The sequence below is a fragment of the Teredinibacter haidensis genome, assembly GCF_014211975.1.
GTDB classification, from domain to species: domain Bacteria; phylum Pseudomonadota; class Gammaproteobacteria; order Pseudomonadales; family Cellvibrionaceae; genus Teredinibacter; species Teredinibacter haidensis.
Genome location: NZ_CP060084.1, coordinates 147,252 through 162,193, shown reverse-complemented (window position 1 = coordinate 162,193; position 14,942 = coordinate 147,252). Strand labels below are relative to the sequence as shown.

Here is a 14,942-nt window from a genome sequence, read left to right as displayed (position 1 = left end):
AACCAACTCAGGCTAACAAACCGCTAAACCGTAACAAGGTGGTTATCCCAACGTAATCCCTTATGCGTAAACAAGGGGCTAAAGTTCAATGTCCGATCAGCCATCTCAACGCGACCAATAGATCCGTCTCCGCTGCTATAGTAAATCGCATTAGAGACTTTATGCTTGGCCACGCCGGCAACATCTCGCACAGCCACGCTTTCGATCAGCTGCTGCTGATACCAATGCGTTACACGATTAGCTTTTGGGCACGAAATTAACACGCTATCTGAATTTACAGCACAAACACTTGCTGTATATTGGTTGTGTTCGGCGCTAAATTTTCCGTTCGCCCTATAGCTTACCAGCGGGCTATTTTCACCGGCAGAGAAAACCAACGGTACAGAATCCATTTTCGCGCCCTGGTACTGGGCTCCAATAATGGCGGTACCTTCGTGCACGGTTAAATGTCGCAGACTTAATTGGTGCATCGGTGGTTGCCACTGGGACAGAGCGCTCCCCTTCTGCCAATCAATAAAGGTGACGTTAGGCTGCATCGTGTCCAGATTTATGGGAACACGGGAATGCTGTGGATGGGTGCGTAAACCACCATTGGCGACAATCAAAGTATCGGTCGCCGCATCGACAAACGCCAACTCGTGCGGACCAATTCCAAAGCTGGGAATTTCTTCGATCAATTGGTAGCCCCGCTCGGCATCGCGAATGGAAATAACGCCCTCGCCCGACTCGTAATCATTTTCAGTTGCCAACAAATACCGTTGATCCGCTGTCAGAATTCCGTGGCCATAAAAATGCCGCCCCACCCCGCTATTTACCGTCGAGGTTAAGCCCCTCTCTGGCTCCACAATAAATAATTGGGCACCCGGTCGACGACAGAAAAAAAGCGCCTGCTGGGTTCGAGTATTAAATGTTGCAGCATGTGCGCGGGAGGGTAAGGGAGCCTGCTGGATAATATTGCCCAATGCGTCAAGCAAAACACCATAATGATTTCCACCAGAGGATGCAGCACTGAGCATGGCGACTTGCGGGCGACGATAAAAATAACCGCCCACGCCCCCTAGCGTTACCAGCGCGCCGGTGGCAAGTCCCCAGCCGAGAAAACTACGACGATTCACGATTAGTCTCCGTCTGCACCATTAAAACCAATATAAATTCCCAAGGCATCAGCTATATCGCTGGCAAAAAACTCCAGTACCTGGTGGACAGTATCGGCAAGGATTTCCATTTCCGTTACGCCAGCGCTGGTTTCGCTTAATGCCAGCAAAGATAAATCACTGGCAGATTCCGCAGTAACAAACTGAGCCAGCCGCATCGCAAATTCGGTATTCAGCGAGGCAAGATCAGATTCGATAAGGAGGTAATCCAAACCGCTATCGATTCCCATCGTCGTGATGGAAAAGAGGCTATCAAGATTTTGTGCAATATTATCGCGAGACACCTGAGCCAACGCAGATTCAATATTATCGGTATTGCCCGTTGCCACCTGCCGCAGCTTACTGTCCTCAACAATTTGTAAAAGCTCGGCAATCCCTCCAAACCAGTTTTCCAGCGAAGCCTGGCTATTATCAGAGGCAGAAAATGCTGCACCGTAACTGCCGGCCCATTCATTCGCTATCGGCTCAATCAGCGAGTCCAAGTTGCCTGCAACCACCGAGATAAATTCACAGTGGCGGGCGGTTTCGGCCGGAACACGTATTAATGTCAGTGCATTTTCCCGAAACAGTAAATATTCTAGTGCAGGGAAGCCCTGCAGCTCCGCGGCGCTCGCGGGGATAGTTTCCGCAATATTCTGGGTGCCCGAAATAAGGGCTTCAACGCGACTACTCAAGCTGGCGTCATCAATAGGATAGAAGGCGATCAAGTAGCGGCGATTATCATCATTTGCCGGGCCAAAATTAATACCCTGCACTCTCTGCCATTGACGCTGCGCAACAACCCAGCCAGTTTGTAATTGCTCGAAAGCTACAGTACTGGCCGTATCAGCACAAAAAGTACTTGCTGCACTTTCGAGTGCCGCAACATCGGTATTCAGCTGTTGATATTCCACCGTAATTGCACGCCCGAGATCACCACTAAAGTCTGCCATCGAGTATTGGCTGGCAGCAGAAGAGCTTGAGTTTGAACTGCTGCTAGCACTGGAACTAGAGCCACCGGACGCACCGCCGCCACCTCCCCCGCAGGCAGTAATAATGAATGGCAAGCTTAAAGAAAGCCATTTCAAGGCTGTTTTTATCGATACTAATTTCACGTAACACTCCTCATACTAAATTTGCAGCGTCCTTAAAGTGCTCGAAGAAATTCGATTAATTCCGCCTGCTGTGCTGATGTTAATTCTACAAAGTTTTTTCGTACCTTAGCGGCTTCACCGCCATGCCATAGCAGCGCCTCGGTCAGCGTTGCCGCTCTACCGTCGTGCAACAGTTGTACCGGCTGCTGCATAAGTTTTCGATTTAATCCGCGCAGGGGCGTGGTTCGCCATTCGTCACCACTGGCCTTATAGACCGGCCGATTATCCGCCAGACCAGGTCCCATATCGTGCAGCAAGAGATCGCTGTAGATCGCAGCACGCTTAAACGTTTGGTGGCAGCCGCTACAACCCAGCGCCGAAAATAGTGCTTCGCCTCGGGCATTTTTTTCTGTGCCGTTCGCCGCTTTTAGCTCGCGGGAAAAAGCCGTAACTAATTCCAGTTTTTCACGGCTAATTTCAGTTTTCTCCGCAGAAGAATTTCCCGTTACCGCTGTTAGACATGCTGTCTGTACCGGCGAACAATTCTGCTGCGGGTATAGCCATGAACTAATGCCAATATCCTGAAAAAAGGCCCCTGCAATTTGCTGCCTCAGGTTCGGCTGTTCGGCTTTGTAGCCGAAGCGACCAAGCGTCATTTTCCCCGTTTGCCGGTCCAGTACTCGGTTGGCTCTGCCGGAAATACCATCGGCATTGCTATCCTGCGGGTCTTCGCCGCTTAAAATTTCGGCATCGCTCAGCGTGTCGATATCACCAAGACCAAATAATGGTGGTGCGAGCCGCAGCGATTGCGCTACTGATGTATCCACATGTCCATAGGCAAAATCGCTGAAAGCCAACAATGGTTTTTTTAGCTCAAAGGCCCGCTCGCTAATGGTTAAAGTTACAGGCTGCCAGCGTATGGCCCATTTCGCTTCAGCGGGAATTTCGTTACCGCCAGTGAGCGAATCGATAGATAGCGTTTGCAGCTGCTCCCCGTAAATGTTATTCGATCCCTCACCCGATTCGCTGATCTCTCCCAAGCGTACAACAGCACCTAGGCCGTATTCGGGTAGATCACCCTGGGCACCATTGTGATGACAAGCATCACACGAGCGTGCATTGAATAACGGGCCCAAGCCATCGCGACCGAGAGTCGAGGCCGGGGCCGCTACCCAGGGATCGCGAAACAGTGAGAACCCCGCCCAAAAAGCCAAGCCCTCCGATACGGTTAACGTATTTGTCGGCTTCACCCATTGGGGCGAGGCTAAACATAGATTGCTAGCGAAAAATAAAAGCAGTACGTAAAAAGCTTTCATTTACAGCGAATGTAAATAGGCCAGCAAATTTTCCCGGTCGGTTGCGGGCATTTGTACAAAAGTCTGCTGCGCATTTGCGGCTTCGCCGTCGTGCCACAAAATGGCTTCCTCAATCGTGCGTGCGCGACCATCATGCAAAAAGCCGGCTTTGGGGTTTACGGTTTTAACTAAACCCAGCCCCCAGAGCGCAGACGTTCGCCACTCACTGCCACTGGCTTCGCCATCGGGGCGACCATCGGCCAAGCCTTCGCAGCGTTTCACCCACAGACAGCTCTCACCTTCAGTACAACTTTCACCTTCGAGCGTTTCGCGCACGCTTGCCTGACAACTGCCGCCCATATCGTGCAGTAATAAATCCGTATGTGGCCAAATATGCTGATCGCTTAATACGCTAATGGTTTCGTCGGACTCCACCAATGTAGATAACGTTTCTACCGTTCCAAAAATACTGGCAACGGCTGCGCCGGTTTGATGATGACGAACATGGCAGCCACCACAGCCGCTTTGATCAAAAAGATCCCTGCCGGCCGCAATACCTTCATCCCAGGTTTCGCTTGCCGAGTCATAACCCCGTCTTTCGGGAACGGCTAGCAGGCGTGAATAAAACTCAACAAAGGCCAGTTCGATATCGCGAATATCTACGTCGGCCCCGCGCAGCTCTTCGGTATCTGCGCGAGCGTTGCAGGCTACCTGCAGACTTGTGCAGTTTTCGCTGGCATTAAATTTATTGGTCAAACCAATATCACCCAGATAGGCCCCGGCGGATTGCTGTAACACGCTGCCGGTAGATGCTTTCCAGCCGAAACGGCCCACCTGAGCTACACCTGTCGTGTTATTGGTGATCATTCTTGCGCGACCTGAAATACCGTCGTTGTTACTGTCATTGGGGTCGGCCAACGCCAGTAGCTCAGTTTCAGGAATGGCTTCCAGCAAACCCAAACCAATCATCGGCGACGCAACGCGCGGGGAGGTTAAAAGGCCCTCGGAAAAATCCCCGTACGCAGGTTTCTTCAAATAGTAGATCGGTTTTTGCAGCTGGTAAGTGCTGCCATCGGCGTATTGGCCGTCAATATTGTCGTAGCGAATAAACGCGTAAGCCTCACCGGTAGTGGTTATTTCATCAAGCGCTCCCCGGTAGCTGGCTTCTACCAGTTCGCCCGACAAACCGGCACCGAAGGTCTGTAACTGGGTACCGTAAATGGGATCGGGAATCGGATTATTATCGCCATCGTTGCCAAGGCTTAAGCGCACCAGCATGGAGGTGAATGCTTCATCCTCGCTCAAAGGGGGATTCCCACGACCATCCTTGATATGGCAGCCCTGGCAGGTATGATTATTCAACAGTGGACCTTCGCCCTTGTGAGCATTACGGAACAGAAAATTCCCCTGCTTAAACACCGCGTCATCATTAAGGTCATTGGTGATAGCGTCCGGGCTTTGGCTGAATGCGTCCTCATCACTACGAGCAACACTGGCTTCGCCGCCAGACTTATACTCGTATTGTAAATACGCGGGCGGCAACGTTGGTGTCGGAGCGGCGGTCGGCTCTACAGTAGGCTGTGCTGTCGATCCTCCGCCACCACCACAGGCAACAAGGAGCAAAACAGCGGCAAGTACAACTAATCTACGGGGGTTTTTCATTTACATTCTCTACTATAGAAAATTACAACTCTGCCCAGACTTATTGAACGCAAAAAGCCCGGGGCATTTCTGCACCGAGCTATCAAACGCGCTATTGGCTAAGATTAAATATCTTCTTCTGTATCCTGACGCAGGTCATCGGTACTCAAACTCAGTACTTGCACAACATTTTCAATCGCTTCAGTCTGTGGGCCGGCAAGCGCTTTAATCGCCGCGTCAACCGCGCTGCGAGCAGAGGCTGTCTGAATTTGATTGTCAAAAGGTAATCCTGCTTCGGCGATCTGGCTGATAACAGACACCTTTATCATGGTATCTTCCAATGCCGCTCGCAGATTATTGGCCAGTGTTAGCTCACCAATTGAAACCAGGTAATCATCAATCCCCGCACCGCTCACAACATCGCCATTCACTTGCGTATATTCACCGTGGAAACTGTTGTAGACACCCTTAGCGTTCAAGTAAATATCCCGATGGGTGTTATCACTAAAACAGGAGTGCTCGTCTTCCTGAGAATCCTGCAGCAGCGCAATATTCATTCGCTCACCGGCCAGCTCACCAAAACCTAAACGTCCCATACTTTCCAAAATCGCTGCCAAGCTGGCACTGCCGCCCGCCACGACTTCGGCATAGTGGTTATCGCTAACACTTGGGTTCCATGCATCGACCAACCGCTGTAAATCATCGATCAGCAACTCACCGGCTGCCAACAGGTAATCACCACGACGCTCACAAATACTTGCCGCAGAGTTCGCATCACCACTGGTACAACTGGCGTTGTCGATATAGTCGGTATAAGGACGCTGACCCGCAGAGGCATCACGTTCACCTGAACCTGCGCCATCCTGATTAAGATCCTGTCCCCAAAGCAAGAATTCAACCGCGTGATAACCGGTAGTCACATTGCGCTCATCGCCACCCAATTCGAAATTAGCGACAAGAGCAGCTTTATTGATAATGGGAAAACCTTCGCTATCGGCAATAATGTTGCCGCTAATCGCGTCAGTAGAGGAAACATTCTCAGGGCGGGAATCACCGTCTACCTGATTGGCGACATAATCGATAATGGCTTCACCCAGTGGCCAGGCGTTGATGCGACCTTCAGGCCCATCACCATCACTACCCATCGTGCCATCGTCCTTCAACGCATCGATAGGGCCTTCGCGAAAGCGGTAAACTTCGGTTTGGCCGTAGGGTTCACGCGCCGAAACCCAAGCGGCTTTGGCTGCAGACAGCGTCTGTTCACTAGGCGTTGCCACCAAGGCTTCGAGTTTTGACTGTAGCTGAACAGCGGAAACCAGAGAATCACTGTAACTGGCGTAGGCAATATTCGCGTTGGTACGCACCACATCACCGACGGTTACCAGAGAAGGGACGCCGTTATTACCATCGGCGCCATTAGCACCATTTTGGCCATCAACACCATCTTTACCATCGTCACCACCACAGGCAACCAAAGTGAAAGTTACGGCAGACACCGCCAACCAGTTACGAAAATCCATATGCCACTCCTAAATATAGCTAATCTTTGCTTTAGATCTAAATAGTATAGATTATCATTTAGCTTTGCAATTGTGGATTTGTTCCGGAAGAGATTTTTAGATGGTGCCCTTTAGCTGGTTCATCTTGCGACGTACTTTGCGCACATAGTCTTGTGTTTCGGCGTAGGGGGGAACGCGATTACCGTAGCGTTTGACGGCGGTTTCGCCGGCGTTGTAGGCGGCCAGCACCAGCTCGAGATCGTTATCAAACATGACCATTAAGTCCCGCAAATACTGAACACCCGCCTCGATGTTTTTGATCGGGTCACGGCGGTTGTAAACACCGTAGTAGCGTGCAGTGGGCCGCATAAGCTGCATTAGCCCCATAGCTCCAACGCGGGAAACGGCTTCTGGGTCGTAGTAGCTCTCCGTATGAATCACGGCTTCCGTAAGCGCTGGCGACACATTAAAACGCTTGGAAATACTGATAACAAAGGGGCGAAATGCCTCTCGATGTTTATTATAGAAATGTGCGCGAACAGGAGGGTGGACCCGTTGTTTTTCGGCGTAGGAGAATGCTGTTACGCCGGTAGTAGCCAGAAAAACCACGGCACATAACAAGGGCTGAACAACAAACTTCATCGAAACGTCTCTAACTCAACAAGCATCGGGCGTGCGACTTTACAGTAGTAGCAACAAGAAGACTAGCGCGCCAGACGCCATACCTATCCTGGAGCAAAGAAGGGAAGATTTATGTTTAAGGCCACGCCAACAAAACTGGGGCCTCTATAAAAGATAGCTGTTTACACGGGGAAGTCGAGCACGAAATAGGTTCGCGGCGGAAGGTTTTTCAATATACCGCCTTATTCACCACGAAAAGCCCGATAAAAATGACTTCTGCAGCACATGTCGCCCATACCAAGCCATCGATATTCCGCGGGATCGGTAAGCAACCCACTTCAGAAAGGTAGGAGATAGGAAAGTGTGCCCAGAGCCCTTATCAGGCTCTGAACACCATACTACCAAGCTTTAGAACAGATAAGCGGCACCGCTATCCTGCTCAACATCACTACCCTGACTAGAAGCCACATCGGTGGAGTGGCTGTCCTCGCCCGGAGCCCCTATCGCCAGCACCTTTCCAGAGGCGTCCAGAGAGATTGAAGAACCAAACTTATCTCCAGCATCCGTATTTGGCGCTTTTACATAGCGTAGCTGTTGCCACTGACTCTCATCCAACGCAAACACGTAAGCTGCACCCGCATCCACGGCGGAATTATCGGAGTCGTTGCTGTCGACAGCATCATTAGCACTATCTTCACCGAGTGCCGCTACCACAAGCAGCTTACCCGTGGCGTTAATGCTCAGGGCGGAACCAAAGCTGTCGCCAAGATCGCCGTCGGACGCCTTTATATAGGCCTGCTGAACTAGGCCATTGGAGGCATCACGAGAAAACACATAAGCCGCGCCAGAGCCAGGGTAAGACGTATCGCTCTCGTCACCGTTAACCCCGTAAGCATTACTGGCTTCACCCGGCGCCCCTAGAGCAAGAGTTTTACCGTTAGCACTTATCGCCACGGCTGAACCGAGCATTTGATTTTCAGCCGTATTGGAGGCTTTGATATAACTGTCAAATTGCCAATCGCTCCCTGTGCGAGCGTACACATAAGCGGCACCGGCAAAGGGTGCATTGTTATCGGCCTGATCCATATTAAGACCGGTACTGTTGGATGATTCATAGGGAGCACCGACAACCAACTCATCACCATCAGCCGTTAATGCCAGCGCATAGCCAAAACTATCGCCCGCCTCGGCATTACTTGCCGACAAATCCGCCTGGGGTAACCAACTCTCTTCACCGGCAGTATAAATATAAGCAGCACCTTCACCACTAGCTTTACCCGGCGCCCCCACCGCCAGGGTTTCACCGTAAGTGCTCAGAGCTACCGACGAACCAAACAAATCACCCGTAGCCGTATCAGACGCCTTGATATAACTCTGCGCCAGCCAGATATCCCCAATACGCTTGTAAACGTATACGGCCCCAGCATTTGCAGCGCTATTATCGGCATCGTCAGCATCAACCCCAAGAGCGCTGCTCGCTTCAAAGGGTGCGCCTACAGCCAAGGTATTCCCGTCGCCACTTAAACTCAAAGCCGAACCAAAAGCGTCGCCCGCCTCGGCATTTAACGCTTTAATATAGGTTTGGAACGTCCAATCCAGCCCTTCTTTCCTGTAGATATAAACGGCACCCGCACCAGAAGCGGCGTTGCTACCCAGATCACCATCAATACCAGCATTACCATCTTCCGCTGGCGCGCCAACCGCAAGGGTATTGCCATCAGCACTTAAGGCAACAAACGAAAAGTTATCGAACGCTTCGGTATTGGCCGATTTAACATAACCCACAGCATTGCTGCGCTCGTTAACAACGCCAACGCTTCGGGTTGAGAAACATTCAGTATTAGTACAGGCTTCCAACTTAAACTGTGCGTTAAACCAGTCAAACGTATGAACCGCAATTTCCATTCGCGTACCGGTAGTTGATGCATCCAAATCGCGACCAACCTGCTCGAAATCCGCATCTGCATGGGGCTGATACCACAAGCGATAGTAGGTCGCCGCACCCACTTCCTGCCAATAAAAACTTAAGCTTTTAAAATTGTAACGTACATTCAAACCCAGTGACGTCGTACGCACATAAAAGGTGTCAGACACATCACCAATAGTCAGAACGGCAGACGCAGACGTATATAAATCTTCCGAAGACAGTACGCGAAGAGTGACATTTTGCCCCTCGATAATCGTCCCATCCTGATCGGTAAACTCACCTCCATTAATCGAATATTCGCCACCCTCAATACTAATATCCGTTTCGGCATCGATACCACTAATTTCCAGAGTATTGGACTCGACATAAATCCCTAAACCTAAACCATATTGATCGGTAAAATAAAAGGCATCGGGTGTAGTGTCTGTTTCATCATCACTATTAGAACCACCGCTTCCCCCGCACGCCTGCAGCAGTAGAAGTAAAAACGAAATAGATATACCCAACAATACTCTTTTCATGGAAAGCCCTTCTTGGTCAAATAGAGGTCGACAGCAAACACTATCGAAACGAGTCAGTTTGAAAGATAAGACCAATAAGTTGGGTTAAGGGTTCGAAAAGTTGCGTTAAGGATCGGTAAAGTTTTGTAACGTTTTACAACAAACCAATACCGTTACACTGGCGAGAGCAGTGTAAGCACGTATCGATTATTTAAGGTGTCGCCTCAAGTACGGTGCAGTATCAAAACGACAGAACCTATATAAATTAGGACGTTTTGAATTTGCTTACGCGGCATTGAACATCCTGCGTCATCGCCGTCATACGCTTACTTTTTTCGTCCAAAACTCTAGCGTCTTCGGCTGACGAATTTCCAAAAGCGGCAATTTGCGTAATATTCTGTGCGACGCTGTCTGCAACCGATTCCTGTTCGTGAGTCGCTTGAGCGATCATAGAGTTCAGGCGGCTAACATCCTCCAATTTACCACTTACGCTCAGCAACACATCATAAGCTTTACGATTATATTCCACGCACCGATTTACCAGCGCCTGACTGCTGTGCATACTTTCTACGGAATTATTACTGAGCTGTTGTAATTTCTGAATAATGGATTGAATCTCACCGGTAGACTCCTGTGTTTTAGAAGCCAAGGTGCGAACCTCATCGGCAACCACGGCAAAGCCTCTGCCCTGCTCCCCTGCCCTTGCCGCTTCAATCGCCGCGTTAAGAGCCAAAAGGTTCGTTTGTTCCGCAATACCCTGAATAACATCGAGCACCGAACCGATACTACTGGATTCATTTGCAAGCGATTCCACCGCACTCGAAGTATCGTTAATTTGTGCAGCCAGATTCTCAATTGCCGACAACGCCGACTGACTGTTCTTGGCGCCCTCCTGAGCATCCAGACCTATACTCTCGGAAGACTGAGATACATTCGCAGCGTTATTCGCGACAGCGCGTATAGACATAGACATTTCTTCAACTGCCGTAGCAACCATATCGGTTTCTTTATGCTGCCTTTCTACATCCTGCTTCATATCCGAAATAATAGAAGCCAGCTCATCACCAGAAGCCCCCAGCTCACCACATAGACCTTTTACACTACCAATAAAAATATCAGTGGTAGACATAAACTCGTCAAACTCAACACTGGTTTTCACCGCCTCGTTGTTTAAACGGTAAGTTAAATCCAACGATTGTGGATCAGTGGTAATTTCGTCAATAGCCATTGCTAGGCCGACAGTGGCCAGCGCATCATTTTCGGAATCCAGAGCCATCCAACAAATCAAAGCCGTTTCCACCACCACATACATTGCATGCAGCATCACGATAGAAAAAGTATTGTTGTCTTCACTCAACAAATAAACTTCACTGCCACCACTCTGTAATATAAAAAACGAAACATGGTGAACGGCAATAGTTAGCCCCGCAACTAATGTCGGTACCCAGTCGCGGTAAAAAAGCAATATGGCAATAAGCACAAACACACCAAAATGGTATTCGATCATGCCATGCCCCTGGTGAATATGTAGCGCCGTCATAACCATAAACGCGACAGCCGTCACCACACGCATAAGACGCGTACCGGACGCAATTTGAAACAACACCGTTAACATCACGGGGGTTCCGATACCAATAATTAATGCGGGCCCCCAGGTGCCATAGCGCGGCGCAAGAACAAGCGCGAACACGGCAAGTAGATAACTAATAATCAGCATCAACTTATCGGCTTTAACGTAATGCCCATGCAGAGCAGACTTTGGTGATTCCATAAACGTATCTTCTTAATTAAGAATGATAAACCTCTGATCAAGTCCAGACAGATACTGCTCGATCTCAAATACTGACTTAATCACAACTTCTCTAAGCGCTGTTTTCTTTCCAGTTGCAAAAGCAGCCTGAACCAATTGTAGATGTAACCACCGGGGACCGCCCCAATATGAGATCGTCCAACACCCCCTCCACAAACCCATCGGGACTATTGCAGGTGGGCCCAAGGCTATAGGGGCCAAAATAGGTCAGCTTGTTGTTTGCATCCCAAATGGCAACACCCGGGCTACTGGGAACAAGTTGATACAACTCGTGATTGGTCGCGGCATCAACAACCAACAAGCTATCGGCCACCGAAGAATGAACTTTTGGCTTTTCTTTATGTAAAACAAAAAATTCGATGTTTTTTTCCCCATAAAGCTGTATAAGCTTTTCTAGGTGCTCCAGATTGGGGCCGTTGCAGTAACAACCCGGTTCATAAAAATGGACCACCTTAACGGAGGCTTTACCCAAAAACTCCTGTGGCACGGCAATCGACTTCGCCTCAAAAAAAACCGTTGTCTCAGCAAAGGGACGCAACAAACGAATGTCGTACCACCAAAAGGTAAGCAGCGTTAACAATGCCCATGTGGCAACCAACAATGCCGCAAAGAACATTTTCCCATTAACCGCTTTTTTAGTAAGGCATTTAGCCATAATAAACATCTCAGATAAGTACTTAAGTCTAGCCTGAAAATTTCACTCGAGACTTTTTGTCCTTCCGGATGTACAGCTTAAAAGCCGGCTAAACCGAGATTTTATTTTTGGCCCAATGCCTGCATAGGCTATAAAGTACAAAGTGACATTTTTGTGTAACCAAGATAGGTAATAACGGCCTATGACATATAAATGAAACCAAAATGTCGTATTTATTCACCACCTGCCTGGAGCGCGCCATATATCGGCCTTCACACACTCCAGACAGTCGTTGCTCAAGTACGGACTCACCGATCAAACGACAGCCCGTAAATGTAATCGATGCAAAAGGACGCATTTAGACCGATGACAATTAACTGGAAAGACTATTCTCCAAACGACTTTTTCGACGAATTGATGAGTAGCCCAGGCAATGCCCGAAAACCCGCTAAAAAACTGGTTTCCCACCTGAGTTCGCTTAGCGAGGAAGATATTGCCTCGCGCAAGCTGGCGGCGGAAAGCACCATAAAAGAAATGGGCGTTTCGTTTACGGTATACACAGAAGGCGGCAATATCGACCGAGCATGGCCCTTCGATATTATTCCCCGCACCATTTCCAGCAAACAGTGGGCAGTTGCCGCTGCAGGTCTGGAGCAGCGGCTGACCGCCATCAACTTGTTTATTAATGACATCTACCACGAACAGAAAATCATTAAAGATGGAGTCATTCCCGAGTTCGTACTCAAGCAGTCTGCGAATTATCGCAAAGAGTGCGAAGGCATTACGCCCCCTTTTGGCGTGTGGGCCAATATATGCGGCACTGATTTGGTGCGCGCCGACGATGGTGAGTTTTATGTGCTGGAAGACAACCTGCGCGTCCCCTCTGGCGTATCCTACATGCTCGAAAACAGAGCCATCACCAAGCGTGTATTGCCGGAGCTATTTCAAGAAATTGATATCCTGCCCGTAGGCGATTACACCGCGCGCTTGTTCGATACATTGGAAGCGCTGTCGCCACGAAAAATCAAAAAGCCCGTAATCGTCGTTCTCACCCCCGGTATTTTCAACTCCGCTTATTTCGAACACGCCTTCCTCGCCCAACAAATGGGCACCGAACTGGTAGAAGGCAGCGACCTAGTGGTACAGAACGATCATGTCTTTATGAAAACCATCTCTGGTCTGCAGCAGGTAGATGTTATCTATCGACGCATCGACGATTTATTCCTGGACCCAGAAGTCTTCGAAAAAGATTCGGTGCTGGGCGTACCCGGGCTAATGCGCGTTTGGCAAAAAGGCAACGTCGCCCTAGCAAATGCCCCCGGAGCAGGCGTGGCCGACGACAAAGTCATATATGCCTTTATACCCCAGGTAATAAAATATTATCTCGATGAAGAGCCATTAATTCCCAACGTGGAAACCTTTCTTTGCTACGACGAAAAGCAGCGCGACTATGTGCTCGCAAACCTGGACAAACTGGTAATAAAGCCCGCAAATGAATCCGGTGGTTACGGTATGCTGATAGGGCCGCACTCCACAAAGAAAGAAAGAGAAACCTTTGCCGAACTCATCAAGGCAAACCCGCGTAACTATATAGCCCAGCCAACGCTTAAACTGTCTACGGCACCGACCATTGTCGATAAAAACGAACTAGAGCCGCGCCACTTGGATTTACGCCCATTTATTTTACAATCGAAAAGTACTTATGTTACCAAAGGAGGATTAACCCGCGTGGCAATGAAAAAAGGTTCGCTGATAGTCAACTCGTCACAGGGTGGCGGCAGTAAAGATACCTGGATCGTGGACGCCTAAGGAGCATAAATTAATGTTATCAAAAGTTGCTGAACGCGTTTACTGGACAGCCCGCTACATTGAGCGCGTAGAAAATACCGCTCGACTGATTCGAGTGTATGACAATTTACTGTTTGACCTGCCTCGATCAGTAAACTTTGGCTGGTTTAACCTAATTGCCATTAATAGTGCGCAACAAGAGTTTCAAGAGCGCTACAAAATTCACGACGAACGCAATGTGGTAAAGTTTTTAATTGGTGACGAATCCAATTCATCCTCGATCGTTTCGGCATTAAAAATGATTCGCGAAAACGTGCGAACCACCCGGGATGTTATTCCGGAAGATACCTGGGAGCTGACAAACGAACTGAGCCTCTATGTTCACGAACACCTGCAACAGGGTATTAACCGCAGCAAGCGCCACGAATATTTAGATGGCGTAATAAAAGGCTGCCATCAAATACAGGGGCTGCTATATACAACCATGGCTCACGATGCCGCCTGGGATTTCTTGCGGCTCGGCCGAAGTCTGGAGCGCGCCGACATGACCACCCGCATACTGGATGCAGGCATAGCGGCGGTGCTACAAGTCGTAGACGATGATAACGCGGTAAACAGCCGCCAGATTATCTGGGGCAATGTATTGCGCTCACTGGGTGCAGACCAATCCTACCGCCGCACCACCCGCAACTCGGTAAAAGGAGATGCCGTGGTGTACTACCTGCTCGAAGACCCAGTCTACCCGCGCACCATTGCCCACAACCTGCACACCATTACCTCCTCGGCCGGTCGCCTGCCGCACTCGAAAACCATTGTGAGTTTCCTGCAAGAAAAGCAAGTCAATATATTCGATGAGGTCGACTACGAACAATTGGGTGAACCGCTTCGCGACTACCTTAACGATTTACAAACAGAACTTGGCAGTATTCACCAGAAAATTGCTGAAACCTGGTTCCCTGCTTTTGAATAACACCAAGGGCTGCAAGCGCGGCCCTAAAGC

At 49.5% G+C, this 14,942-nt stretch carries 11 protein-coding genes; 2 read left to right on the top strand and 9 right to left on the bottom strand.

The genetic code is table 11. From position 1 onward, the window contains the following. Positions 1-23 precede the first annotated feature (23 nt). The 9 genes from H5715_RS00630 to H5715_RS00590 form a co-directional block, all read right to left on the bottom strand. Positions 24-1,115 carry a DUF1513 domain-containing protein gene (locus H5715_RS00630; protein WP_075186063.1) on the bottom strand — a complete coding sequence of 364 codons (1,092 nt, stop codon included), beginning with the start codon at positions 1,113-1,115 and terminating at the stop codon, positions 24-26. 2 nt (positions 1,116-1,117) lie between these two features. Next, positions 1,118-2,248 (bottom strand): imelysin family protein, encoded by a 1,131-nt coding sequence (locus H5715_RS00625; RefSeq protein ID WP_075186064.1) that lies wholly within the window; start codon positions 2,246-2,248, stop codon positions 1,118-1,120. A gap of 32 nt (positions 2,249-2,280) precedes the next feature. Further along, positions 2,281-3,477, bottom strand: coding sequence for a di-heme oxidoredictase family protein (locus H5715_RS00620; RefSeq protein WP_075186114.1), 1,197 nt, complete (start codon positions 3,475-3,477; stop codon positions 2,281-2,283). A 66-nt stretch (positions 3,478-3,543) separates the two neighbouring features. Beyond that, on the bottom strand, positions 3,544-5,184 hold the full coding sequence (locus H5715_RS00615) for a di-heme oxidoreductase family protein (protein ID WP_075186065.1): 1,641 nt from the start codon (positions 5,182-5,184) through the stop codon (positions 3,544-3,546). Positions 5,185-5,288: 104 nt separating this feature from the next. Continuing rightward, positions 5,289-6,683, bottom strand: coding sequence for an imelysin family protein (locus H5715_RS00610; RefSeq protein WP_075186066.1), 1,395 nt, complete (start codon positions 6,681-6,683; stop codon positions 5,289-5,291). 96 nt (positions 6,684-6,779) lie between these two features. After that, positions 6,780-7,304 carry a lytic transglycosylase domain-containing protein gene (locus H5715_RS00605; protein WP_075186067.1) on the bottom strand — a complete coding sequence of 175 codons (525 nt, stop codon included), beginning with the start codon at positions 7,302-7,304 and terminating at the stop codon, positions 6,780-6,782. Positions 7,305-7,691: 387 nt separating this feature from the next. Then, on the bottom strand, positions 7,692-9,731 hold the full coding sequence (locus tag H5715_RS00600; protein ID WP_075186068.1) for a hypothetical protein: 2,040 nt from the start codon (positions 9,729-9,731) through the stop codon (positions 7,692-7,694). A gap of 244 nt (positions 9,732-9,975) precedes the next feature. Continuing rightward, the gene (locus H5715_RS00595; RefSeq protein ID WP_075186069.1) at positions 9,976-11,481 is read right to left on the bottom strand and encodes a methyl-accepting chemotaxis protein; all 1,506 of its coding nucleotides are present in this window, start codon (positions 11,479-11,481) and stop codon (positions 9,976-9,978) included. Positions 11,482-11,572: 91 nt separating this feature from the next. Beyond that, a complete protein-coding gene (locus H5715_RS00590; RefSeq protein ID WP_139309793.1) occupies positions 11,573-12,175 on the bottom strand; it encodes a DUF6436 domain-containing protein in 603 nt (200 codons plus the stop codon). Between the two features lie 345 nt (positions 12,176-12,520). On the opposite strand from H5715_RS00590, the gene H5715_RS00585 reads away from it, so the two are divergent. Continuing rightward, positions 12,521-13,963 carry a circularly permuted type 2 ATP-grasp protein gene (locus H5715_RS00585; protein WP_075186070.1) on the top strand — a complete coding sequence of 481 codons (1,443 nt, stop codon included), beginning with the start codon at positions 12,521-12,523 and terminating at the stop codon, positions 13,961-13,963. A gap of 13 nt (positions 13,964-13,976) precedes the next feature. After that, positions 13,977-14,912, top strand: coding sequence for an alpha-E domain-containing protein (locus H5715_RS00580; protein WP_075186071.1), 936 nt, complete (start codon positions 13,977-13,979; stop codon positions 14,910-14,912). Positions 14,913-14,942: the final 30 nt, after the last annotated feature.

Bases quoted from the DNA above. Each gene is read 5' to 3' on its own strand.
- H5715_RS00615 (WP_075186065.1), bottom strand. From the start codon at position 5,184: ATGAAAAACCCCCGTAGATTAGTTGTACTTGCCGCTGTTTTGCTCCTT.
- H5715_RS00610 (WP_075186066.1), bottom strand. From the start codon at position 6,683: ATGGATTTTCGTAACTGGTTGGCGGTGTCTGCCGTAACTTTCACTTTG.
- H5715_RS00605 (WP_075186067.1), bottom strand. From the start codon at position 7,304: ATGAAGTTTGTTGTTCAGCCCTTGTTATGTGCCGTGGTTTTTCTGGCT.
- H5715_RS00600 (WP_075186068.1), bottom strand. From the start codon at position 9,731: ATGAAAAGAGTATTGTTGGGTATATCTATTTCGTTTTTACTTCTACTG.
- H5715_RS00595 (WP_075186069.1), bottom strand. From the start codon at position 11,481: ATGGAATCACCAAAGTCTGCTCTGCATGGGCATTACGTTAAAGCCGAT.
- H5715_RS00590 (WP_139309793.1), bottom strand. From the start codon at position 12,175: ATGGCTAAATGCCTTACTAAAAAAGCGGTTAATGGGAAAATGTTCTTT.
- H5715_RS00585 (WP_075186070.1), top strand. From the start codon at position 12,521: ATGACAATTAACTGGAAAGACTATTCTCCAAACGACTTTTTCGACGAA.
- H5715_RS00580 (WP_075186071.1), top strand. From the start codon at position 13,977: ATGTTATCAAAAGTTGCTGAACGCGTTTACTGGACAGCCCGCTACATT.